The organism is Pseudomonas massiliensis, from assembly GCF_000826105.1.
In the GTDB taxonomy this organism is placed as follows: Bacteria; Pseudomonadota; Gammaproteobacteria; order Pseudomonadales; family Pseudomonadaceae; genus Aquipseudomonas; species Aquipseudomonas massiliensis.
Genome location: NZ_CCYK01000006.1, coordinates 419035 through 439751, shown reverse-complemented (window position 1 = coordinate 439751; position 20717 = coordinate 419035). Strand labels below are relative to the sequence as shown.

The 20717-nt window shown below is 59.9% G+C and carries 17 protein-coding genes and 2 pseudogenes; 6 read left to right on the top strand and 13 right to left on the bottom strand.

Annotation, left to right across the window (positions count from 1 at the left end):
* Positions 1–134 precede the first annotated feature (134 nt).
* The 3 genes and pseudogenes from BN1188_RS22275 to BN1188_RS22445 all read left to right on the top strand — a co-directional run.
* Positions 135–1202: pseudogene (locus tag BN1188_RS22275) on the top strand (methyl-accepting chemotaxis protein); the annotation flags it as partial.
* Between the two features lie 306 nt (positions 1203–1508).
* Positions 1509–2057, top strand: a pseudogene (locus BN1188_RS22270) (methyl-accepting chemotaxis protein); the annotation flags it as partial.
* 358 nt (positions 2058–2415) lie between these two features.
* The gene (locus BN1188_RS22445) at positions 2416–4056 is read left to right on the top strand and encodes a methyl-accepting chemotaxis protein (RefSeq protein ID WP_040260892.1); all 1641 of its coding nucleotides are present in this window, start codon (positions 2416–2418) and stop codon (positions 4054–4056) included.
* 22 nt (positions 4057–4078) lie between these two features.
* Here BN1188_RS22445 and BN1188_RS08030 read toward each other — a convergent pair whose 3' ends face one another.
* Positions 4079–4879 carry a 2OG-Fe(II) oxygenase gene (locus tag BN1188_RS08030; protein ID WP_040260891.1) on the bottom strand — a complete coding sequence of 267 codons (801 nt, stop codon included), beginning with the start codon at positions 4877–4879 and terminating at the stop codon, positions 4079–4081.
* Between the two features lie 265 nt (positions 4880–5144).
* Positions 5145–7415, bottom strand: coding sequence for a primary-amine oxidase (tynA, locus tag BN1188_RS08025; RefSeq protein ID WP_040260890.1), 2271 nt, complete (start codon positions 7413–7415; stop codon positions 5145–5147).
* Between the two features lie 367 nt (positions 7416–7782).
* Here tynA and BN1188_RS08020 point away from each other — a divergent pair, with 367 nt between their 5' ends.
* The gene (locus BN1188_RS08020) at positions 7783–8709 is read left to right on the top strand and encodes a helix-turn-helix domain-containing protein (protein WP_040260889.1); all 927 of its coding nucleotides are present in this window, start codon (positions 7783–7785) and stop codon (positions 8707–8709) included.
* A gap of 168 nt (positions 8710–8877) precedes the next feature.
* On the opposite strand, the gene BN1188_RS08015 is transcribed toward BN1188_RS08020, so the two are convergent.
* Positions 8878–9510, bottom strand: coding sequence for a TetR/AcrR family transcriptional regulator (locus BN1188_RS08015; protein ID WP_040260888.1), 633 nt, complete (start codon positions 9508–9510; stop codon positions 8878–8880).
* A 127-nt stretch (positions 9511–9637) separates the two neighbouring features.
* Here BN1188_RS08015 and BN1188_RS08010 point away from each other — a divergent pair, with 127 nt between their 5' ends.
* Positions 9638–10078 carry a hotdog fold domain-containing protein gene (locus tag BN1188_RS08010; protein WP_040260887.1) on the top strand — a complete coding sequence of 147 codons (441 nt, stop codon included), beginning with the start codon at positions 9638–9640 and terminating at the stop codon, positions 10076–10078.
* A 64-nt stretch (positions 10079–10142) separates the two neighbouring features.
* Here the strand turns inward: BN1188_RS08010 and BN1188_RS08005 are convergent, their stop codons facing one another.
* The 10 genes from BN1188_RS08005 to rutA all read right to left on the bottom strand — a co-directional run bounded on the left by BN1188_RS08005 (position 10143) and on the right by rutA (position 19759).
* The gene (locus tag BN1188_RS08005; RefSeq protein ID WP_040260886.1) at positions 10143–11699 is read right to left on the bottom strand and encodes a sensor histidine kinase; all 1557 of its coding nucleotides are present in this window, start codon (positions 11697–11699) and stop codon (positions 10143–10145) included.
* 113 nt (positions 11700–11812) lie between these two features.
* On the bottom strand, positions 11813–12148 hold the full coding sequence (locus tag BN1188_RS08000) for a hypothetical protein (protein WP_040260885.1): 336 nt from the start codon (positions 12146–12148) through the stop codon (positions 11813–11815).
* Positions 12149–12524: 376 nt separating this feature from the next.
* Positions 12525–12809, bottom strand: coding sequence for a helix-turn-helix domain-containing protein (locus BN1188_RS07995; RefSeq protein ID WP_040260884.1), 285 nt, complete (start codon positions 12807–12809; stop codon positions 12525–12527).
* Complete coding sequence (locus BN1188_RS07990) at positions 12809–13540, bottom strand: HipA domain-containing protein (protein ID WP_084596175.1); 732 nt, start codon at positions 13538–13540, stop codon at positions 12809–12811. The genes BN1188_RS07995 and BN1188_RS07990 overlap by 1 nt, the downstream gene beginning before the upstream one ends.
* A gap of 694 nt (positions 13541–14234) precedes the next feature.
* Positions 14235–15482, bottom strand: a complete 1248-nt coding sequence (locus tag BN1188_RS07985) for a ribonucleotide-diphosphate reductase subunit beta (protein WP_040260883.1) — start codon at positions 15480–15482, stop codon at positions 14235–14237.
* Positions 15483–16123: 641 nt separating this feature from the next.
* Positions 16124–16642, bottom strand: coding sequence for a flavin reductase (locus BN1188_RS07980; protein ID WP_040260882.1), 519 nt, complete (start codon positions 16640–16642; stop codon positions 16124–16126).
* 13 nt (positions 16643–16655) lie between these two features.
* Positions 16656–17462, bottom strand: coding sequence for a pyrimidine utilization protein D (gene rutD, locus BN1188_RS07975; protein ID WP_040260881.1), 807 nt, complete (start codon positions 17460–17462; stop codon positions 16656–16658).
* Positions 17459–17851, bottom strand: coding sequence for a pyrimidine utilization protein C (gene rutC / locus BN1188_RS07970; protein WP_040260880.1), 393 nt, complete (start codon positions 17849–17851; stop codon positions 17459–17461). The genes rutD and rutC overlap by 4 nt, the downstream gene beginning before the upstream one ends.
* Positions 17852–17863: 12 nt before the next feature.
* Entirely contained in the window at positions 17864–18613 is a 750-nt protein-coding gene (gene rutB, locus BN1188_RS07965) for a pyrimidine utilization protein B (RefSeq protein ID WP_084596174.1), read from the bottom strand.
* A gap of 3 nt (positions 18614–18616) precedes the next feature.
* Positions 18617–19759, bottom strand: a complete 1143-nt coding sequence (gene rutA, locus BN1188_RS07960; protein WP_040260879.1) for a pyrimidine utilization protein A — start codon at positions 19757–19759, stop codon at positions 18617–18619.
* Positions 19760–20022: 263 nt separating this feature from the next.
* Here rutA and rutR point away from each other — a divergent pair, with 263 nt between their 5' ends.
* Positions 20023–20712: an HTH-type transcriptional regulator RutR gene (gene rutR / locus BN1188_RS07955; protein WP_408633589.1), complete on the top strand. Its 690-nt coding sequence runs from the start codon at positions 20023–20025 to the stop codon at positions 20710–20712.
* Positions 20713–20717: the final 5 nt, after the last annotated feature.

Sequence of the window (20717 nt, the reverse complement as noted above, 5' to 3'; positions counted from 1 at the left end):
GTGATGCCAGCGCTGTAACGGAGAGTCCGACGCGCCCTTCGTCGCTGTAGTCAGGAAAACATTGGAGTTAGCGGCGGCCAGGCCGATAGAGCGTGCATTCCATTACTGTCTCACGCGCCACCCGAGGTAACCTGATGAATCCTTCCCCTTCATTACGCCTGCGCGACCTGTCCATCGCCAAGAAACTTGGCCTGGGCTTCGCCTTTGTCCTGGGCATGGTCGTCCTGGTGTCCATCCTGGGCTACCTTACGGCCAATACCTTTATCGGCCGGGTGAACAAAACAGCCTACAGCGGTAGCCTGCAGGCCGCGCTTATCGAACTTCGCCTCGGTGAAAGCGAATACATGCGCAGCCCCAGCTCGCAGGAAAGCGCCGAGCAGAACACTCGCCTGGCCAACCTGGACCGGGACGTTGAGAAGGGTCTGGCTCTGTTGTCCAAGCCTCGGAACGTGGTCAAGCTCAAGGAAATTCAGCAAGAGCTGCGCGTGCACAAAGCGGGCTTCGACACCCTGGTCAAGGCGAATGAAACCAGCGCTGCCACTCAGGGCCAGTTGAGCGCCGTATCGGACAGGGTCAGCAAGACCTTCGAGAAAATGTTCGAGACCGCCTTCAGCGACGGTGATCTGTCGGCTGCGCAGCTTAAGGCCGTAGCTGAACTGCGTGCCCAGATCGTCGCGGCGCGCCTGGCCAACCGGCGTTACCTGGGGCAGCCCGATGAAGAAAAGGGCGTCGCGGCCTTGAAGGCCATCGACACTCTGACTCAGATGCTGCAGGCCAGCCAACCTCATGAGGATGCCGAAATCGCGGCCCAGATGACCGGTGCCGCCCAGGATGTGGTCCAGTACCGCAACTTCTTCCAGGGTATCATCGAGCAGACCCGCGCTGCCCAGGATGCTGAGGCCAAGCTGGCCCAGCATAGCCAGAAACTGGCGCAACTGGTGAACGACCTGATCGAAGGGCAGGCGGTTACGGCCCTGGAGGAACGCAGCAGTGTGATGGTTCAACTGCTGGTAGCCGTGGCGTTCGCCCTCCTGATCGGCATCGCGGCCGCCATCGTCATCACCCGACAGGTCACGGTACCGCTGCGTGAAACCAGCGCTATCGTCAAGCGTGTGGCCGGTGGTGACCTGCAGGTAGAGGTCAAGGTCGATCGCCAGGATGAAATGGGCGAACTCCAGGCCACCATGCAGCAGATGGTCGGCAACCTGCGACAGCTGGTAGGCGGTGTGTCCAGCGGCATCACCCAGATCGCCACGGCTGCTGAAGAACTTTCCGCCGTAAGCGAGCAGACCAGTGCGGGCGTCAACGCGCAGCGCGCCGAGATCGACCAGGTTGCTACCGCCCTCAACGAGATGGCGGCCACCGTGCAGGACGTAGCCCGCAATACCGCCACGGCCTCCGGCTCGGCGAGCCTGGCCGAGAGCAAGGCCCAGCATGGCAGCGAAACCGTCAAGCGCGCCGCCGCGGAAATCACCCTGGCGGCCAGCGAAGTGGATGCACTCGGTGAAGCCATGGAGCGCCTTGGCCAGTCCAGCGCCCAGATCGGCAGCGTCATTGACGTGATCAAGGCGATCGCCGAGCAAACCAACCTGCTGGCCCTCAACGCGGCGATCGAAGCGGCGCGCGCCGGGGAACAAGGCCGCGGCTTCGCGGTGGTCGCCGACGAGGTGCGCTCGTTGGCTCAGCGCACACAGGAATCGACCAAGGAAATCAGCGCACTGATCACGGCATTGCAGGAGGGCACCCGCACCGCCAGCGACATGATGACGTCCAGCCGGGAACGCACCCTGGGTACGGTACGCCTGGCGCAGGAAGCGGAAACGGCCCTGGACGCCATCTACCAGGCCGTTGCCGACATTCAGCAGCTCAACCAGCAGATCGCTACCGCGGTGGAAGAGCAAAGCGCGGTGACCGACGAGGTGAACCGCAGCATCGTCAACGTGCGGGACGTGGCTGAGCAGTCCGCCTCAGCCTCCGAGGAGGCGTCCGCTTCCACGGCGGAGCTGGCCCGCCTGGGTAACGACCTGCAACGTACCATCGCCTCGTTCAGAGTATGAGGCAGCCGGGCGTGGGAGATCTCCTCTTCTACGCCCACGCTTTCTTGGGCGGCGCTGCCATAAGGTAGCGCTGCCAGGAGTAAGGTTCGGTTGCTGCCCTTCGATGAACCTCTGGATTGGCCGGCGCTTCGTCAATGGCGCCGTCCTTTTTGCTGGCTTGAACCATACTGGACGAATGGGCCGTAGAACCCTGGACAGGGTGTTCGAATTCGACGATAGCCATCGATTTTGCAGTCCAGTGGCCCTGAGCGCTGGCAGCCCGCTCGAATCCCGCGGTGCTGCGCACAGCTTCACGCCTGGACTGACCCGTGCCACCACTGGGTAAGCAGGCCAACCTGAGCATGCGGACCTTACCGATATGAGCATTTTGCGCGATACCCCGCTATCCCAACGGTTGCTGATGGCGTTTCTGGCCTGCGCTCTGATAACCCTGGCCGTTGGCCTTACTGGATGGTCAGGCATGGGTACCCTGGGTCGCAACCTGGACGCCATCGTCTCCAACAACCTCGTGTCCATCTACAAGGCCAGCAACGCGCGCGCCAATAGCGTGGCGCATTACCGCGACTTGCACCGCGCCCTGCTGTTCAAGTACATGGCGACAAGCGCCAACGGGTATAGCGAGGCAGTGGCATCCATGAAGGATAACCAGGCGGAGGTGGAGCAGCTCTTCAAGGAATATTTGCAAACGCCGCAAGCGGATGATGAGCGCCTGGCCAGCGAACAGTTCGAGAAGGCGTGGCCTGTCTACATCCGACTGGCCAATGAGGTGATCGCTCAGGTCGAGGCCGGCGACCTGAGCGGTGCCACCCGTTTGTTCGAACAGCAGGTGGCCCAAGCGTACAAAGCCGTCAACGATGCGCTCAAGATAATAGTGGCGTCCAATAATCGGCAAAGTGGTGAAGCGGCTCAACGTGCGGACTCGGATTCGTTCAACGCCAACCTGACCCTTATCTGCGGGGTGGTTATCGCATTCCTTGCCGCCATCGGACTGGGCCTGATCATTACCCGCTCGATCACCCGCCCGCTCGCCAGGGCGGTGGAGAGTGCCAACCGGGTGGCTGCCGGTGACCTTTCCCGGCCGATGGAAAGCGGCGGGAAGGATGAAATAGGTTCGCTGCTCAAGGCCATGGATGTCATGCAGAGTAATCTCAAGACCACGGTGCGAAACATTGCCCAGGCGGCTGACCAGTTGGCGTCTGCTTCAGAAGAGCTCAATGCGGTTACCGAGGAAAGCTCACGGGCACTGGTAAGACAGAATGACGAGATCCAACAGGCTGCCACGGCGGTCACTGAGATGACCTCGGCCGTGGAGGAAGTGGCACGTAATGCCGCCAGCACCTCGCAAGCTTCCGAGCAAACCAGCCGTAGCGCCGCCCAGGGCCGTGATCAGGTACGCAATGCGGTGGCCTCAGTAAGCGCCATGGCAGACGAGATCACCCAGTCCACCGACAAGGTGGAAGTGCTCGCGTCCAGGGTCGAGGACATCACCAAAACCCTTGAAGTGATCCGCGCGATTGCGGAGCAGACCAACCTGTTGGCCCTCAATGCCGCCATCGAGGCCGCGCGGGCCGGCGAGCAGGGGCGGGGCTTTGCTGTGGTGGCCGATGAAGTCAGGGCCCTTGCCCACCGCACCCAGGCCTCCACCGCCGAGATCGAAAACATGATGAACCTGATGCGCGCCGGCGCTGAGGAAGCCGTCACCGCGATGACCAGGAGTAGAAACCTGGCCTCCACGACTCGGGTGCAGGCCGTCCAGGCGGAGGAAGCCCTGGATGAAATCACCGAGGGGGTATCGGTCATCAATGAAAAGAACCTGGTGATCGCCTCGGCCGCTGAGGAACAGGCTCAGGTGACCCGTGAAGTGGACCGTAATCTGTCCACCATCCAGGAGCTTTCCTCACAGACCGCAACCGGGGCTCATCAGACCAACGCCTCCAGTACGGAGCTATCGAAGCTGGCGGCGTCTTTCAATGTCCTCGTGGCCAGGTTCAAGGTATGAACGGACCGGCAAGCGAGCGGCTTCAGTTTTTCTTGCGCAACAGCTTGTTCAGGTGGTAATTCAGGCTCAGCAAGTCCTTGGGCCGCGGCTTGTAGTGCGTCTTGTTTCTTTGCGACGGGTCTGCCGCGGTCATGCCCGAGGTGTAGTAATAGAGCGCGATAGACCTGCGGGTCACATGCTCGGGCGTGGTCAGGGGCTCCGGGTGCCCATGGTTGCTGTCTTTGTCGGTATTGAAAATGACGCAGCGGTTGTAGATCGGCAGGATCTTCTTCAGGCAGGTTTTCATGTCGGGGCTCCACAATTCCAGGTTGCCGCCGTATTCCTCCCGCCAGTCTTGATTGAGGTAGATGATGATGTTGATCCTGCGCTCGATCTTCAGCTTCTTGTTCAGCCTGAAATCCGAGTGCACGCCGAGGAAGCCACCGCTTTTGGTTTCATGCAGCCCACCGCCAGTGAAATAAGGGTCCGGGATCAACCCCTGGATGCCGGTGAGGCTTTCCAGGAAAAGCAGCATGGGGGCCGAATTGAACGCGTTGAACACGGCTTTCAGATGGGCATCGCATTCCAGCGGGCTGATCTGCCGCTTGCTTTGCCCTTTGTAGCCGCGCTCATAGAGCATCTCGTTGTGGGTAGGCTCTACCGGGAAGTGCGCACAGAGGCTGGCGATCAGATCCTCGTGCAGGAAGTTGTCCAACACGATATGCGGAAAGGGCGTTGCTTCGTTGTAGCGCTGGCTCAATGAATGGCCCCAGGCGGTGGCGGCGTTGTGATCGAAATCAAGCGCTGGGAGCGTGAGCGGTAAGGCTTGTTCGGTAGGCTGCATCGGGGCTCCGGTAGGCGGACTGAACGCCAACGGAGGAAGGCCGCCGTTGGGCCGTGGGCTGAGCAGGCGATTCTAGCGGTTGGCGTGAGGCGGGCTCAAGGTGTGGCTCTGGCGGCTCCGGCCAGTTTGAGGCGGCCAGGTGTCGAAGGCTGGTGCCCGGCCGTCCTCGGTGCCCTGGATGATATGCCTTCGCGGCGCTCCGGCTTCTGATCCCTGGCTGTCGCCGCTGTGGCGCCTACCACAACGGCTTCCGGAACCGGTCGTCTCAGGGTTTGGCGTTCAAGCCCAGGGTCGGGGTTTCATTGAAGAAGTTCCAGGGCTTGAGCAGCACGTGCACCCATTCCGTCGGCATGATGGGCCACTCCTCGGCACGCGCGACATGGGTGGTGCCAGTGGTCAGCCATACGACGTCATCAGCGTTTTCGATCGACTGATTGTCAGCCGTGTACAGCCCCAGGCCTGCGTCCTTGGCCGAACGGTTCGGGTATTGGCCTTCAGGGTAGCGCTCCTCGGGACTGTAGCGAGTCACCCAGATCTGTTTGTCCATGAAGTTGAGGCGGTGATACAGCCACTCATCGCTACCGAAGTTCGCTCCCTTGGCCACCGGATGGGTGCCTCCGGCATAGGGAATCAGTTGGTAGGAAACCGGGTAGCCCATCTTGTTTTCCTTGCCTGGGTTGCTGAGCAGCCGAATGGTCGAAGGGTCGAATTTCTGTGCGGCCTGGCGTTCGGTGCTCACGACCTGCTGATCGATCTGCATGGTGCTGGTACGGGGGCCTTCACGGTCGTTCTTGGCCACTATCGGGTTGAGTTCAACCAAAGAGTTGTTTTCGCCGTCCACGTCCATGTCCAGGCGGAAGTTGTAGATGTGTTGGTGGGTGGTGCCGACGATGTTGTGGTCGATCAGCGTGCCGTAGCGGGTATCCTCCTTGGCGGTAGCATCGTGGATGGTCGTGGACTTTACGCCCTTGACCGCTTCGATTCCGGTGGCGCCGGCATCGATGCCAATCACACCGTTTTCCTGGAAGACCCAGTCGAAGATGTAGTCATAGTTGCCTACCGTGCTGATCCAGCGCACCACGAGTTCCCGGCGCTCGGTGCTGATGTTGGGCCGGCCCATTTCCTGATGCTTGTATTCAGGCCCAGCGTAGCGCTCGAAGATGGCCATGGCGCGAGGAATCCGTGTCGGCGCCCCTGTGTAGTCGGCGATGGTGGCGTCCAGCAGCACGGCGTTCTGTGGCGCGTCCTTGCCCGGCTCGATGGGGGAGGTCAAGGTGCCCATGCCATAGTCGCCCGAGTCCAGGTAGGCCTTAAAATACCAGCCCACGTCCGGGTCGCCGTAGGGAACGATCATGCCGCCAAGGTTGCCTTCATACATGATCTTCCGTTTCTTGCCCAGGTCATTGTAGGTCACGGTCGAGATCATCGGGCCTACCCGGGAATCAAGGCGCAGATGCATGTCCCAGTTCCGCCAATGGATGCTATTGCCTGTAATGGTGTAGTTCTTTCCTTCCGGCTCGATGATCTCCAAGGGTTTGAGCGGGGTGCCCTTGCGGTTGCGACCGTCATAGGGAGTAGGCGTCATAGGAACGGGAAGGGTACCTGCGTCCTCGATCTTGAGAATTGACTTGGTCTCCAGGTCTACCACCGCTACCAGGTTTTCGATGGGGTGCGCCCAGTAGTTGCCATCGCCGACGTCCAGGTAACTCACGACCTTGAGCAGGCGCTTGTCCTGGGTCAGGCCATCCTTGCCATTGAAATAGCCCACCGTAAGGGGCGTGGCGATGACTTTCCCGGTGTCGGTGATGCCGCGCCTGGATAAAGCCTGGGCGTATTCCGGGCTGCGCTCGATCACGCTCTGCACGGTAGCGAAGTCGTCGAGCAAGACCATGCCATGGGCATCCTTGATGGGCTGCCAAGTCAGAACTTTTTTGCTTGCCAGGTCGACATCGGCTTCGATGACCTGCTTGCCATCCAGCATGACCACGGTCGCTTGTCGCGCCTGGCTAACGGCGTGGCCGGTATAGACGAAGTTCCAGACTTCGCTCTTGCTCGGCTCGCGCAGGGAAATCGCGGTGTAGCGCAGGTTTTTCTTGGCATGGTCCGAGGCCCGGATAGCGCTAACGGCTGCTGTTATCTCGTCCGCGCTCAGGGGGTTCAGCGGGTGTGGTCGCGTTTCGACCACGAAGGTCTTATCCAGCCCCGATTGGAAGACTTCGTTTATGAAGTCATGGGACATATAGGCAGTATGCTCCCTGAATACAACCGGCACACTCAATTCAAAGCGTTTTCCATTGAGTACCGCAGTCTTGCTGTCAGGCTTCACTCTGACATAGGCCCCATCCTTGGATATCACGAAGATGTTGGCGTATTCATCATACTTGACCGTAGCTCCGAAACTTTCCAAGGTACTCTGCAAGGGGACCATTTCAGCCGCGCCGCCGTGGGCCCGGGCCTGTGGCATGCCTGCCGCCAGCGTTAGCGCCAGGGCCAGGGGAGCAGTGACGAAGCGGGGGAATCTGCGAAGGTTACCCATGGTCGGTCCTCAAGTATCAAATCATTTGAAGTAATGTCTTTCCGGGCAATGTAGAAAGCGTCGCTGTTTCAACCCTGCCGAGAGATATGTCGTGCGTGCCAGTTTCCTTGCCTGGGCGCCGCGGCTGGAATGACTTTACGAGCCTGTCAACGCTGGGCATTAACACAAAGTGGCAATTGATGAAGGTGGAGATCGCATACCAGGCATCTGTCCCAGAGCGGTGCACGAAGTTGGTAAAAATGAGACAAAACAGGGCGTAACTACAACTAAGTGGGGCTTGAAGCACGCTGGAGTCTCCGGCACAGCAGTTGCAAAAGACTTTGGCTAGTTCCAGCGCGTTCCTAGCGCGCCTACATCGAGCCTTCTTATGCGCCTTTCGTTACACACCACCGATGTTTTCGAGCACGCCAATGCCTTGCCAGGTTGGCGCCAGCAATATGATCAGCTCAGCAGCGGGCCGCTCGAGGGTCGGCTGGAAGTCACGGACCTGACTGGCATCCAAGTGTTTCGTGAGCGCCTCAATCAGCAGGTCATTCAGCGCATAGGCTTTCCATGCGACGCCATCCATATACTGTTGACTCTGGCTTGGCCTCAGTTGGACAGCTCAGGTCTGATCGCAGAGCGCTGCGTCACGCTGCTGCCGGGCAGCGGCGAATGCGAATACCGAGTGGTGACGCCGGCTGGCATGGATGTACTGTGCCTGTCAGTGCCCAGGGCCAGCCTGTGCGGCTTGGTGGATGAAGAAATACTTGAGCGCCTGAGGACGACTGTTACCCCGGAGCGGCTACGCCTGCCAGCCGCCGTGTTAGCCGAGGATATCCGGCTGGTTCAACGACTCTTGAAAGAGGGTGGCAGCGAGCACGGCCTCGAGCTTCAACGCAGGCTGACCATGCGGGTCGCTGAATGGCTGGAGCAGACGATCGACGCCCGGTGCGATCTGCCCAGGCCGAGCACCCGCGAATATATCGTCGAGCGCTGCCACCAATGGTTAATCGAGGCGCCTGATGCGTCGCCCAGCGTCATTGAGCTGTGCAAGCGGTTGAAGGTGTCACGACGTACCTTGCAGTACAGCTTTCAGTCGGTCGCTGGCATGACACCCGTGCAGTATTTGCGGGCAGTGCGCTTGAATGGCGCGCGGCGCGCCTTGAAGCAGAACCCGGGCGCGAATATCGCCGAAGTGGCGGAGCGGTGGGGCATCGGGCATTCCAGTTATTTCTCCCTTGAATATCAGAAGCTGTTCGCCGAGTTACCGTCTGCCTTGTCCAGGAAGTTTAAATCGCTCCCGGTTTCCTAGCCGCTCTCAAAAAAGACACCGCGTACTTTGCCAAGGCGTGCGGCTGGTTTCAGTTTCCAGGTAGCGGCCTACGCTGCACGGTCGGGTGATCGATGACCCGGCCGGCGTCTACCTGGCGCAGCCTCACCGGAGCGCCTTTTGCTTATCCGTAGAGGTTCGAGTGAAGCTTCATTCACCATGTGGCTCAAGCTTGACGATGGAATCCCAAGCCGCCCGTGCAAGCAGGTCTCGATAGCGCTTCGGGCTGTTTTCCACTCGCTTCGACAGCCAGGCCCTCGAATAGCTTTCCGATTGACCGATTATCAAGGAAGGTAAAAGCTCTGTGGGAATATGAGCAAGTTCACTGGCCCCGCCCCGTTCGGTCATCCACATGAACAGCTTTTTGTTACGCTGCCTGTTCCTCAAGGCCAGCTCATCCTTGAGCGCCCCCGTGGACACCACGGACCGTGCTTGCAATACGAATTGGGCCCAGCCTGGTTGCTCATCCACCCAATCGACATAGCTGTGCACCAGGGCTATGACACCGGCCTCTACCGTCACTGCCTCGCTGAGGTATTCATCCCGAAGGCGTTCCTGATCATCCAGGGCGGCATAGAAAAGCGCCGCGACCAGTCCTTCCTTGCTTTGGAAGTGGTGATAGATCGCTCCTACACTCGCCCCGCATTCGGACCGAATGTCCTCGATCGTAGTGGCCTCGATGCCTGTCACGTTGAACGAATGCAAGGCTTGCCTAAGGATGGCTCGCTTCAAATCGCTGCGCCTACCAGGAAAAACGCGGTCAAGCAGGTCGGGAGAGTTCATCAGATCACGCCAAAAACTCACATAGTAGGCTTCGAATTCGGCGTGCGGAAGTGATTGACACCTGAACGTTTCCAGAATAATGTTCTTAAACCGAATGATATTCTGTTAACAATGGGAAGGTGATCGTATGAGTCAGGCTCTGAGCATGTTCCAAAGCGTGGGTTCTTCTGCCTTTAGCAATATGGTCTGCCAGATGGCGCCCTATTTCAGTACGATCGCGCCCGAGATCGTTGAGTTGAGGCCAACTCACGCGGTAGTGATGGTGCCCTTCCGTAAGGAGATCACGAATCATCTGGCGTCGGTACATGCCATAGCGCTATGCAACGCTGCTGAACTGGCCGGTGGAATGATGACCGATGCCTCGGTTCCAGAAGGCGCCAAGTGGATTCCGAAGGGAATGACAGTGGAATACTTGGCGAAGGCCAAGACCGGCATTCGCGCGGTTGCCAATGGCGGCGATATAGATTGGAGTACAACGGGAGACAAGATGGTTTCGGTAGATATCTACGATGAAAACGAAGTGAAAGTTTTCACGGCCAAAATCACGATGGCCGTGAGGCTTGGCTGACACGGCCTCAGGAGAGGCCGGCATACTCACGCGTGGATACGCTGAAATACCCGGCCAAAGGCCTTTAAAGCTTGAATTTCACCTGAATCGAGCTTGTCGGTGAAGTGCGATCAACGCGGATGGCGTCATTGCCGTAGCCTGAATAGCTTTTTACCAGGCGCATTCCAAGTCCGGTACCGCTAGGCTTCGGATAAGTATCAGGGAACCCGTCCCCCTCGTCGTTGACCGTGAGTAACGCATGGTCCGCGGCGGTTTCAAGGCTGACGGTAATGCCCCCCTTGCCATATTTCAGCGCATTGATGATCAGCTCGGAGATTACCAGGCCCAGCGGCGCGAGCCGATCAACGGGCAGCTCCACCGAGGCTACATGTAGGCGGATTGGACGGTCAGCAAAGGTGCTTCCAATGTCGTCGAGCAGAGCCTTGAGGTAGTCCTGGACGTTTACGGTTTCGCTTTCAGCCTTTTGGTAGAGCCGCTCATGGACCTTTGCAATGGTAACCACTCGGCCTGCAGCCGCCTGGAGCTGGTTCTTGACCGCTTCGTCCGATGCCAGATTGGCTTGCAGGAGCAACAGGGTATTAACCAGATGCAGGCTGTTGCTGACACGGTGATGCATCTCTTCGATGTGTAGACCGCTGTCGCTAAGCTGCTGGTTTTGCGCTTCGATGAGCGCAGCCAGCGCTACTTCATGGTTGTGACGCTCGGTGATGTCCCTGGACACTGCAATGATTTTAGCGATGGTTCCCGATTCACCTGGGATCGGCGCTGCCGTAACGTCCCACCACTTTGGCTCCCCCTTGGCGGTTGGACAGAAGGATTCAAACCGTACAGATTCCCCTTCGGCTACACGCGCTACCGCATCCAGAACTGTGCCTTTGGATGAATCGGGCCATAGCTCGACCCACGGTTTGCCATACACCTGGTGCGTGCTGTCGATCTGCATCAGGCACATGCCGGCCTGGTTGAAGAACTCGACTACGCCTTCAGGGGACAGGATTTTCACGCAGTCAGGGCTTGCATTGAGCACACTCTCGGAATACAGCTCGGGGACGTCGTGCTGCGGTTCCTTTTGTAGTGTCGAGCGCTCCAGGGCCATGGCAATGATGTTGGCAATGCCCTCCATGAACACGATATCGCTTTCGATGAAGTCTTCGTCGTCTCCACTGTCTGCCTCGAGTACGCCCAAGATGTGCGAAGCGCCCCGGATAGGCACATTGATCGCACGCTCAATGCCGTACTTCTTGAGCAATGAGGGGGTTCGGAACCGATGCTCCATGCCCAGGTGATTGGAGATGATGGGGCGGTTGTTGGCGAATGCGTAACCGGCGGGGCTTTCATCATCACTCCCCACCGTTGCAGTGCCAATGTCGGAAGCGTCCCAGCCGATGCCGTGCGTGAGGAGAAAGCATTTGCTTTCATTTTTAGGGCGAAGCACCTTGGCAAACCGCGTCTTCATGCCCCCGGTGACAACTTTGCAGGCAAGCGTCAGCAGGCTATCGATATCTGACTGCTTGAGCGACTGAACACCAAACTCGACGATCAGCTCATGCTGCCTGCGCAAGCGGGCATGGCAGAGCTGCAACGCTGAGCGGATCATTTCTTCAGGAGAGGTTTCAGTCATCGAGAGGCCAGGGTGCAAAATGAAAGAGAAAAGGGGTGGTGCTTGCTCACCCCGCCCCTCTGTTTTGATCAGCCGGCGGGTGAACGCATCGATGCGCTGCGGGAGGTTAGATCCTACGGCTCGGAATCTGGCTCACGTTTGAGGCTTTCGGCGCACGGTGCATCAAACCGCTGATGTTCGATGATTTTCCCATGGGCTGCCATCACTCGCTGCGGAGGTTGTGCAGGATGGGCCTCCTCGCTCATCAGTCGAAGCGTATCGGGACCAAACACCGGCGTATCACAGGGCTGCGCACCGTATAGCTTTGTGAAATCCTCATTGCCAGGAGGTAGGTATACGTATAGCTCTCCTGAAGCCATCTCCAACGCCACGACAAACAAGGAAGCAGTGCCAAATCCACGATCGTGCTCAAGGCGAAGCATGCGCAGTTCGCGCAACTCTTGGAACACAGCCGGGCTCTGTCCAATGCGTTTACGATGCCAAGTATTCATATAAATTGGAAATGCGCAGACACATCACTACGACAGGCTTCCGATGATGTGTAATGTCGGTAGCGTCGCCAAAATACCAGTGCGCTAATAAAAGCCAAGTACCGTCCGGCTAATGGCTTATCGAGCCCCTTACCTAGGAGGCCAGGGGCTTGAAAGGCCATGGTTGGCGCAGTTCCAGGCATGGAAGGCCTAGCACAGCCAGCGGGCCGCCTGGGGGGAGATGATAGGCCACTCGCCGTTCCGATCGAAGATAATGAGGCGGCCCATAGATCAGGAAACCGCGCATTGCGAGGGTTTCAGAACTCCAGCCGGACAACCTTCCTTTTTCTGATGACTAAACTCGAGCTCCGCGGTGTTTCTTTGGGGCGGGTACGATACCGACCTGCATGCCAAAAGGCTTGAATACGCTATTCAACGTCTGAAGCGTGGGGTTGGCCTGGTCGTGTTCAAGCTTGCGCAGTGCCCTGGTCGAAAGCTTGCACAGGCTGGCGAACCTCTCCTGGTCCAGGCCTGTGAACTCCTTGCGGAGTTTCTGGATGGCCTTTCCAATTGTCAGTTCGCCTGTCGCCAATTTTTCCTGCACTTCGGTGAGGAGCTTTGCGCGCTCTGCCATTTCCATCAGTTCAGGCCCCGGGCACTGAACCATTGCGGAAGGTTTCGCAAGGCTATCATTGGATGGTTCAGCGTGACCTCGGGCACACCGAAGCCGCTCAACAGATCAGGTAGCGCCAGCAGTCGCCGGGCGTTTGCCTTGAGCCGTTCGAACTGTTCGCCGGGATTCGTCCATTCGGCCAGCGCCTGACAGGCCTGCAGCCAGTCCACCTGGCCCAGGTGTTCGATAGGCGCAGCCCACTTCGTGGAGCGGGTAGCGCCCTCACTGTCCATGACCATGGGCGCCAGGTCATAGATAGGGGCGAGCTTGACCCCGGCGGGTGTACGCAGGATCGACATGTTTCGACAATGATTATCCGAATTACCCAGAATCTGGTTCAAAAGATCTCTCATCAGGTATTCGGCGATCAGATCATCCACCTGATCTGCCTGTCCGACGCTCTGCCACAATTCAACCAGGCACCTGATCACCTCGGTGTGTTCCATGTAGGCGCCGGGCTCGATAATACCGGCCAGGGAGTAGATGGACTCCACCGCGGTGCGCTCGATACCGGCGTCTGTCACCGCGCGGTCGAATCGCTGCATCCACAAGCTGGGTTTTGCCCCGGATTCGAGTGCCAGGCCCGCGACAGGAACAGTGTCGAGGCCGATGGCATGGGCAGCACGGTAGTAGCAGAACTCGCTGGTGAGTACGTCGAGATCACGCTGGAGGCCCTGATTGCGCGCGAACTTTCCCAGGCACCGGCCTGGTACGTCTGGATGGTCAGTCTATGTGGCGGGTGAGACATGCGGGAAACCCCAGAACACAGCGGAAATGCCTAGTAGGTATTTTAATGCCGAAAGGGCGCGGAGATTTATGGATTATAGGCACTTTAATACCGTTACGCCTCTCCTGCGGGGGCAGATCGGTAGTAAAGTGCCGAATAGGCTAGACGCAGCTTCACGCGATGCCGTGCCCTGTCAACCCCGCGTCTTTAAGCTAGGCTCAATGCAACAATCAGCGCAACGGCGGGCGGGCCTGTGGGCGAAGTGTTTGTACGATCATCGCGCAACCGTTTCATGGCAGGCTTCATCGGCTTGCTGCGGATGCCTTTCCTTCAGACGCTGGTGCTGGTTGTCGAGAGCGAAGGCGTGCACGTCAACCTGCCCGCTGGAGGAGCCGGTTCACCTGTTCAGCGAAGACGATGCCGCATTGCCGCATTTGCGGGATTACAGCCCAGGCGTTGTGGAAGCTGGACTGGCAGCGGCAGCGGCAGCGGGCTAGGGAGCGGGCAGTGCGCGAGCACGGCGGTGCTAGCGCTTGCCGGTATACGCTTGTCGTGTCTCGAGCGTTTGGCCGGTCAGGCAGCCATACGCTGAAATGACCTTCCAGGCAGGTTTCCAGCAAGCCTAAAGAACCCCGCTGGCCGCCGGCAACCCGCCGGTCACTCACTCAATCCCAACTCAAGGCCCCGCCGGTCTGATACTCGATCACGCGGGTCTCGAAGAAGTTCTTCTCTTTCTTCAAGTCCATGATCTCACTCATCCACGGGAAGGGATTGCTGGTGCCCGGGTATTCTTCCTTCAGGCCGATCTGGGACAGGCGGCGGTTGGCGATGAACTTGAGGTAGTCCTCCATCATGGCCGCGTTCATGCCCAGCACGCCGCGCGGCATGGTGTCGCGCGCATATTCGATTTCCAGCTGGGTACCCTGGAGAATCATCTGGGTGGCTTCTTCCTTGAGTTCGGCATCCCACAGGTGCGGGTTCTCGATCTTGATCTGGTTGATCACGTCGATACCGAAGTTCAGGTGCATGGATTCGTCGCGCAGGATGTACTGGAACTGCTCGGCCACGCCGGTCATCTTGTTGCGGCGGCCCATGGAAAGGATCTGGGTGAAGCCGCAGTAGAAGAAGATGCCTTCGAGCACGCAGTAATAGGCGATCAGGTTGCGCAGCAGTTCCTTGTCCGTTTCCGGGGTGCCGGTGTTGAACTGCGGGTCGGAGATGGCGCGGGTGTACTTCAGGCCCCAGGCGGCTTTCTTCGCCACCGAAGGGATCTCATGGTACATGTTGAAGATCTCGCCTTCGTCCATGCCCAGCGACTCGATGCAGTACTGGTAGGCGTGGGTGTGGATCGCTTCCTCGAAGGCCTGGCGCAGGATGTACTGGCGGCACTCGGGGTTGGTGATCAGGCGGTACACGGCCAGGGCCAGGTTGTTGGCCACCAGGGAATCGGCGGTGGAGAAGAAGCCCAGATTGCGCATCACGATGCGGCGCTCGTCGTCGGTCAGGCCTTCCGGGCTTTTCCAGAGGGCGATGTCCGCGGTCATGTTGACCTCTTGCGGCATCCAGTGGTTGGCGCAGCCGTCCAGGTATTTCTGCCAGGCCCAGTCGTATTTGAAAGGCACCAGCTGGTTGAGGTCGGCGCGGCAGTTGATCATGCGCTTCTCATCGACCTTCACCCGGGCGGCGGAACCTTCCAGCTCGGCCAGGCCCTCGGCGATGTCCAGGCTGTTGAGCGCGGCCTTGGCCCGGGCCACCGCCGCGCTGTCGTTGGCGCTCACTTCGCGGGCTTCATGGGCGGCGGCGTCACCGGCGCTGTCGAGTTTGTCCAGTGCGCTGGCGGTAGCGGTGGCAGTGCCGGCAGCCTGTGGCGCGTTGGCATCATCGTCTTTGTCGAATTCGTCCCAGCTCAGCATGGGGAAAGCTCCTGTTCAAGGCCGCGCGAAGCGGCGGTTGAAGTTGATAAAGCGGCAAGCCAGGCGTTGGGCCTGGCTCGCGGAATGGGTATGTCTGCCACGGTGGGCTATAGAACGCCTTCAGCCGGTGTGGTTAACCGCTGTCTCGGTGCGCATGGTCAGCTTGTTGGGAGCCGGGATTATACGGAAATGCATTCCCGAATGCGCGGCCCGAGAGCAGATTTGTGCGCTGGTCCAGCCCGGCGGAAGCGAACTATATACCCAATATCTAGTGCCAGATATTGAGGTATAGCACAGTATGATGTGTTTTTGCGCGGGGTGACGGGCGGGGCTTCGCTGCGATGGGGTTGTTGGCATAAGCCCTGGGAAGGCCGTTGGCCGCGAGCCGCTCGTCGAAATCTGCCCTTGGGCCGAGGCTGAGCCGAAGCCCTGTGGGCGCTAGCGGCAGCTGGGGAGCCGTTCGGCAGCTGACGCTGCCTCCCACAGGGTGAACTGAGCCCTATTCAATGGACAGTGAGGTAATCACGGTGGGAGCTAGCGGCAGCTAGCGAGAAAGGCTTTCTTATCGAGCACAACTCGCCAGCTTCGCTGGCTCCACAGGCTGAGCTGAGCCCCTGACGTTGGACACCAGCTTCTGCAGGCTAGAGCGTGACGGCCAGCTCGTGGTATGCCCGGTTGAAATAGATCAGGCTGCCAGCCGAGTCGCTCAGATGAATGGCCTGCACCTCGCAGAACATCACGTCATGGGTGCCTATTTCGGTGCGTTGCCGCAGCCGGCATTCGAAGGAAACACTGGCCCCTTCCAGCACCGGGCAGCCTGAGCTGCCCGTTGTCCAGTTCACCGCGGCGAACCGCTCGGCCATTGGAATCTTGCCACCGAAACAGTTGGAGACGTGCTGGTGCCCGGCCCCCAGCACGTTGACGCAGAGTACGGCGTTGTCCCGGAAAGCCCCGTACACGGACGCGCCACGGTTCAGACATACCAGCAGGGTAGGGGGCTCGTCGGTCACGCTGCATACCGCCGAGGCCGTGAAGCCTGCCAGGCCGCCGGGGCCGTCGGTGGTGACCACGTTCACCGCGGCCCCGAGCAGGGCCATGGCATTGCGAAACTCAGCCTTGTCGACCGCACAGATCACAGGCTCGCTGATGGATGCACACATTGGCTTTCTCCTTTCAAGACTGGATTTGGCGGGTCAGGAACCCCAGCAGCGCCTCGTTGAAGGCTTCAGGCGCAGTGACGTTATGGGCATGGCCGCCGTGGGGCTGGAGGTGTAGGAGGCTGCCCGCAATGGCCTTGGCCAGCCGTTCGGAGCAGGTTGCCGGCACCAGCACGTCGTCGAGCGCGCTGGACACCCATACCGGCAAGTCTATTTCGGCCAGGCGCTCGCTGACATCGAAGCGACGCAGTGCGCCGATGCGCGCCTTCATGATGTCCGCGCCAGGGAAGTGTTCCAGTGCATGCTCGACTTCCTCCTGAACGCGCTGAGCCTGGGCGGCTGCCCAGCTGGCCGGGTAGAGAAAGATTGGCTGCGCCTCCACGTAGGCGCGTGGACCGGCGTGGTCCAGCAAGGCCAGGCGCGCGTCGAAACAGCGGGCCGAGTGCGGGTTGGGCGCTGCCCAGGCATTGATCAGCGAAAGGCTGACCAAGCGCCCCGGCTGATCCAGCGCCAGTTGCAGCCCTACCAGCCCGCCGAGGGCATGGCCCACGAAGTGGCATCGGCTGACGTCCTCTGCCCGCAAAATCTCGAGCACATCCTCGGCCATGTGCTCGATGCGATAATCGGCGGGCAACGGCTGGCGGCTGCGGCCGGTGCCCCGTTGGTCATAGGTGATCACCCGATAGCCCGCTTCCAGCAGCGCGGGCAGCTGGGCGCCCCAGTAGCCGGCCGAGCCCCCCAGGCCTGAACAGAGCAACACCACTTCGGCGCCCGGCTGGCTCTGGGGCTTGACCTGAACCTGGGTGTGCAGCGCGGCCGTCATGACCGTTTTCCCGTATGGGCGATACTGGCGATTTCCACCAGGGCCTCAGGTTTCACCAGCCCCACCTGCACGCAATAGCGCGCCGGTTTCTCCCCCGGGAAATATTCGGCATAGACGGCGTTGATAGCCGCGTAGTCTTCCCAGCGCGTAAGGAATACGTGATTGAAGGTCACATCCTCCAAAGTGCCCCCGGCAGCTTCGATCACGCCCTTGATGGTTTCCAGTACATGGCGGGTTTGCGCCCCCGCGTCACCCACATGCACCACGTTATTGTCACTATCGAAGGGCAGCGTGCCGGCGACATAGACGATGCCGTCAGCCTGGGTACCTGGTACGAAGGGGCCGATAGGCGTGGCGGTACCTGGCGGGATGATGACTTGTTTTGGCATGGGGACCCCTTCTTAACGTTGAGTGCTCAGGAGGTTGACGAAGGCTTCGACATTGGAAACCCAGCCGAAGAAGGTTTCGATGTTGTAGACCGCCGCGGCCTGTATCGCCGGGCCGCCCAGCTCGTGGGTGGCGTCCTCGAGCAGCACGCCGAAATACTCTAGGTGGAAGGCATCGCGCAGGGTGGACTCGACGCATACATTGGTGGCGATGCCGCTGAATACCAGGTTGCGGATGCCGCGGGCGCGCAGGGTACTGTCCAGGGTGCTGTTGAAAAAACCGCTGTAGCGGGTTTTCGGCACCAGGATGTCCCCCGCTTGGGGGGCCAACGCCTCGACCAGCGCGTAGTCCCAGCCGCCCTTGGCCAGGAAGCGCCCTTGCAGTTCAGGAAACTTGCGCATGGTCTTGAGCGCGTTGGATTTGTGCCAATTCGGCGATCCCGGCCCGCCGGCTTCCACATACTGGCTATCCCAGCCGTTCTGCAGGTACACCACCGTCACGCCGGCGGCACGGGCGGCCTCGATGGCACTGGCGATACGGGCGATCACACCCTGGGCACCGGAAATGTCGAAGCCGGCCGAATCCACATAGCCGCCGACCGAAGCGTAGGCGTTCTGCATGTCCACCACCACGAGGGCGGTGTTCGAAGGGTGTAGGTACAGCGGCTCGGGGCGTGCCGGCAATGCCCAGGCAGCCTGGCCGTTCACCGCGGGGAGGCCGGCCGGCGTGGTGGCGCTGAGGGTAACCTTTTGTCCAACCTCCATACGTCAGGCCTCCAGCGCTTCAGGGGTGTCGCTGGCCACCGCGCTGCGGCGCGGACCTGCTTGGGAGGGAACGGGGGAGGCTACCTCGATACGGCTGTTCATCAGAGGCTGGATGCGCGTGCCGAAGGCTTCCACGCCTTCCACGAAATGGTCGAAGGTCAACAGCACGCCTTCGGTGCCTTCCACCTCGGCGACTTCATCGAGCATGCGAGCGATGGAAGCGTACGAGCCCACCAGCGTGCCCATGTTGATATTCACCGCCGAGGTGGGATCGGCCATCTGCCGCACGTTAGTGTCCGCCCCGGAGGTTTTGTCCGCCCCGCCTTGCACGCCCAGCCAAGCCACCGCTTGCTCATCGACCCCCGCCTTGTAGTGTTCCCACTTGGCCCAGGCGGCTTCGTCCGTTTCATCGGCGATCACCATCATCAGCACGTAGGTACTGACGTTGCGCCCAGTGACTTGCGTTGCTTCGATCAGCTTTTGCGAAGCCGGGGCGAACGCCTTGGGGGTGTTCACGCCCTTGCCGAAGCAGAAGTTGTAGTCGGCATACTGGGCCGAGAACGCCATGCCGGCGTCGCTCTGGCCAGCGCAGATGACTTTCATGTCCGCGCTGGGCCGCGGGCTCATGCGGCAGTCGTCCATGGTGAAGTGCGCGCCCTTGAAGTCCGAGCGGCCATGCTCCCAGAGGTCGCGCAGCACCTGGATGTACTCGGAAAGGTAGGCATAGCGGGTACTGAAGAATTCGTCACCGGGCCAGAGGCCCATCTGAGAATACTCGGGACGCTGCCAGCCCGTCACCAGGTTCACCCCGAAGCGGCCATTGGAAATGGAGTCGATGGTGGAGGCCATGCGCGCCACTATGGCGGGCGGCAAGGCCAGGGACGGCGCCGTGGCGAAGAGCTTGATCTTGCTGGTCACCGCAGCCAGACCCGCCATAAGGGTGAGGGATTCCAGGTTATGGTCCCAGAACTCGGTTTTGCCACCGAAGCCCCTGAGCTTGATCATCGACAGTAGAAAGTCCAGCCCATAGGTTTCGGCCCGTTGGGCGATCTGCTTGTTCAGCTCGAAGCTCGGCTTGTACTGGGGAGCGTTTTCCGAAATCAACCAGCCGTTGTTACCGATGGGGATAAAGATACCAACTTTCATGGGCGCCTCCGGTTGAATCGTCGACCTGGGTGGCGACGTTGGAAGGGCTTGAGCACGAGCTGTGCCAGCTTTCGTTTTTCCTGTTTTATCAATGGCCTACTTAAACTCCAAGATTTTGAGTAGACCAAATGGTCCAAAAAAGACCGTTTGGATGGGCTGTCGCTGCACAGTGGTGAAGCGGCACGGGCCGTTTCAGTGCACGGCTGCAACGGCATCCGTAGTGGCTGTTACAATGCGGGCCCCATTCCAGTTCGGAAAGCTTCGTGAACGATAAGACGTCAGAGGCCAGTTCTTCCCCAGGGCGACGCCCTGGGCGCACGATCAGCGAGAAGGCCCGAAACCGGCGTTCGCTGATGGTGGAGAACAAGCGTGCCTCGATCATCCAGGCCGCGCTCGGGCTGTTTTCTCAATATGGGCTGCACGGCACCAGCCTCGATCAGGTGGCCAGCAGCGCGGACGTTTCCAAGACCAACCTGCTGTATTACTTCGGCAGCAAGGAAGACCTCTACGTCAGCGTGCTCGAGCAGGTGCTCGATACCTGGCTGGCGCCGCTTCGGGGGTTCAGCGCGGATCAGGACCCTTTGCAGGCCATTGGCCAATACCTGCGGGCGAAGCTGGAATTGTCGCGGGACCACAGCGCCGAGTCGAAGCTGTTCTGCATGGAAATCATGCAGGGCGCACCCTTGATCGGCGGCCAGCTCAGTCAAGCCTTGCGCGAGTTGGTGGCGAGCAAGGTCGAGGTGATAGGGCAGTGGGTAGAGGCCGGCAGGTTGGCGCCGGTCGACCCCTACCATCTGATCTTCAGCTTGTGGAGCACTACTCAGCATTACGCCGATTTTGGTGCCCAGGTACGCGCCATCGCCGGCAAGGACCTGTCCGATCCGGCCTTCTTCGAGGCCACCTTGGCCAGCCTTCAGGCGCTGTTGCTCGATGGCCTCAAGCCCAGGCCCTGACCAGG

Coding starts and splice junctions, on each gene's coding strand:
- rutA (WP_040260879.1), bottom strand. CDS start 19,759: ATGAAAGTTGGTATCTTTATCCCCATCGGTAACAACGGCTGGTTGATT.
- BN1188_RS08020 (WP_040260889.1), top strand. CDS start 7,783: ATGCGCCTTTCGTTACACACCACCGATGTTTTCGAGCACGCCAATGCC.
- rutC (WP_040260880.1), bottom strand. CDS start 17,851: ATGCCAAAACAAGTCATCATCCCGCCAGGTACCGCCACGCCTATCGGC.
- BN1188_RS07995 (WP_040260884.1), bottom strand. CDS start 12,809: ATGGAAATGGCAGAGCGCGCAAAGCTCCTCACCGAAGTGCAGGAAAAA.
- BN1188_RS08005 (WP_040260886.1), bottom strand. CDS start 11,699: ATGACTGAAACCTCTCCTGAAGAAATGATCCGCTCAGCGTTGCAGCTC.
- BN1188_RS07985 (WP_040260883.1), bottom strand. CDS start 15,482: ATGCTGAGCTGGGACGAATTCGACAAAGACGATGATGCCAACGCGCCA.
- BN1188_RS22445 (WP_040260892.1), top strand. CDS start 2,416: ATGAGCATTTTGCGCGATACCCCGCTATCCCAACGGTTGCTGATGGCG.
- BN1188_RS08010 (WP_040260887.1), top strand. CDS start 9,638: ATGAGTCAGGCTCTGAGCATGTTCCAAAGCGTGGGTTCTTCTGCCTTT.
- BN1188_RS07980 (WP_040260882.1), bottom strand. CDS start 16,642: ATGTGTGCATCCATCAGCGAGCCTGTGATCTGTGCGGTCGACAAGGCT.
- BN1188_RS08015 (WP_040260888.1), bottom strand. CDS start 9,510: ATGAACTCTCCCGACCTGCTTGACCGCGTTTTTCCTGGTAGGCGCAGC.
- rutB (WP_084596174.1), bottom strand. CDS start 18,613: ATGGAGGTTGGACAAAAGGTTACCCTCAGCGCCACCACGCCGGCCGGC.
- rutD (WP_040260881.1), bottom strand. CDS start 17,462: ATGACGGCCGCGCTGCACACCCAGGTTCAGGTCAAGCCCCAGAGCCAG.
- tynA (WP_040260890.1), bottom strand. CDS start 7,415: ATGGGTAACCTTCGCAGATTCCCCCGCTTCGTCACTGCTCCCCTGGCC.
- BN1188_RS08030 (WP_040260891.1), bottom strand. CDS start 4,879: ATGCAGCCTACCGAACAAGCCTTACCGCTCACGCTCCCAGCGCTTGAT.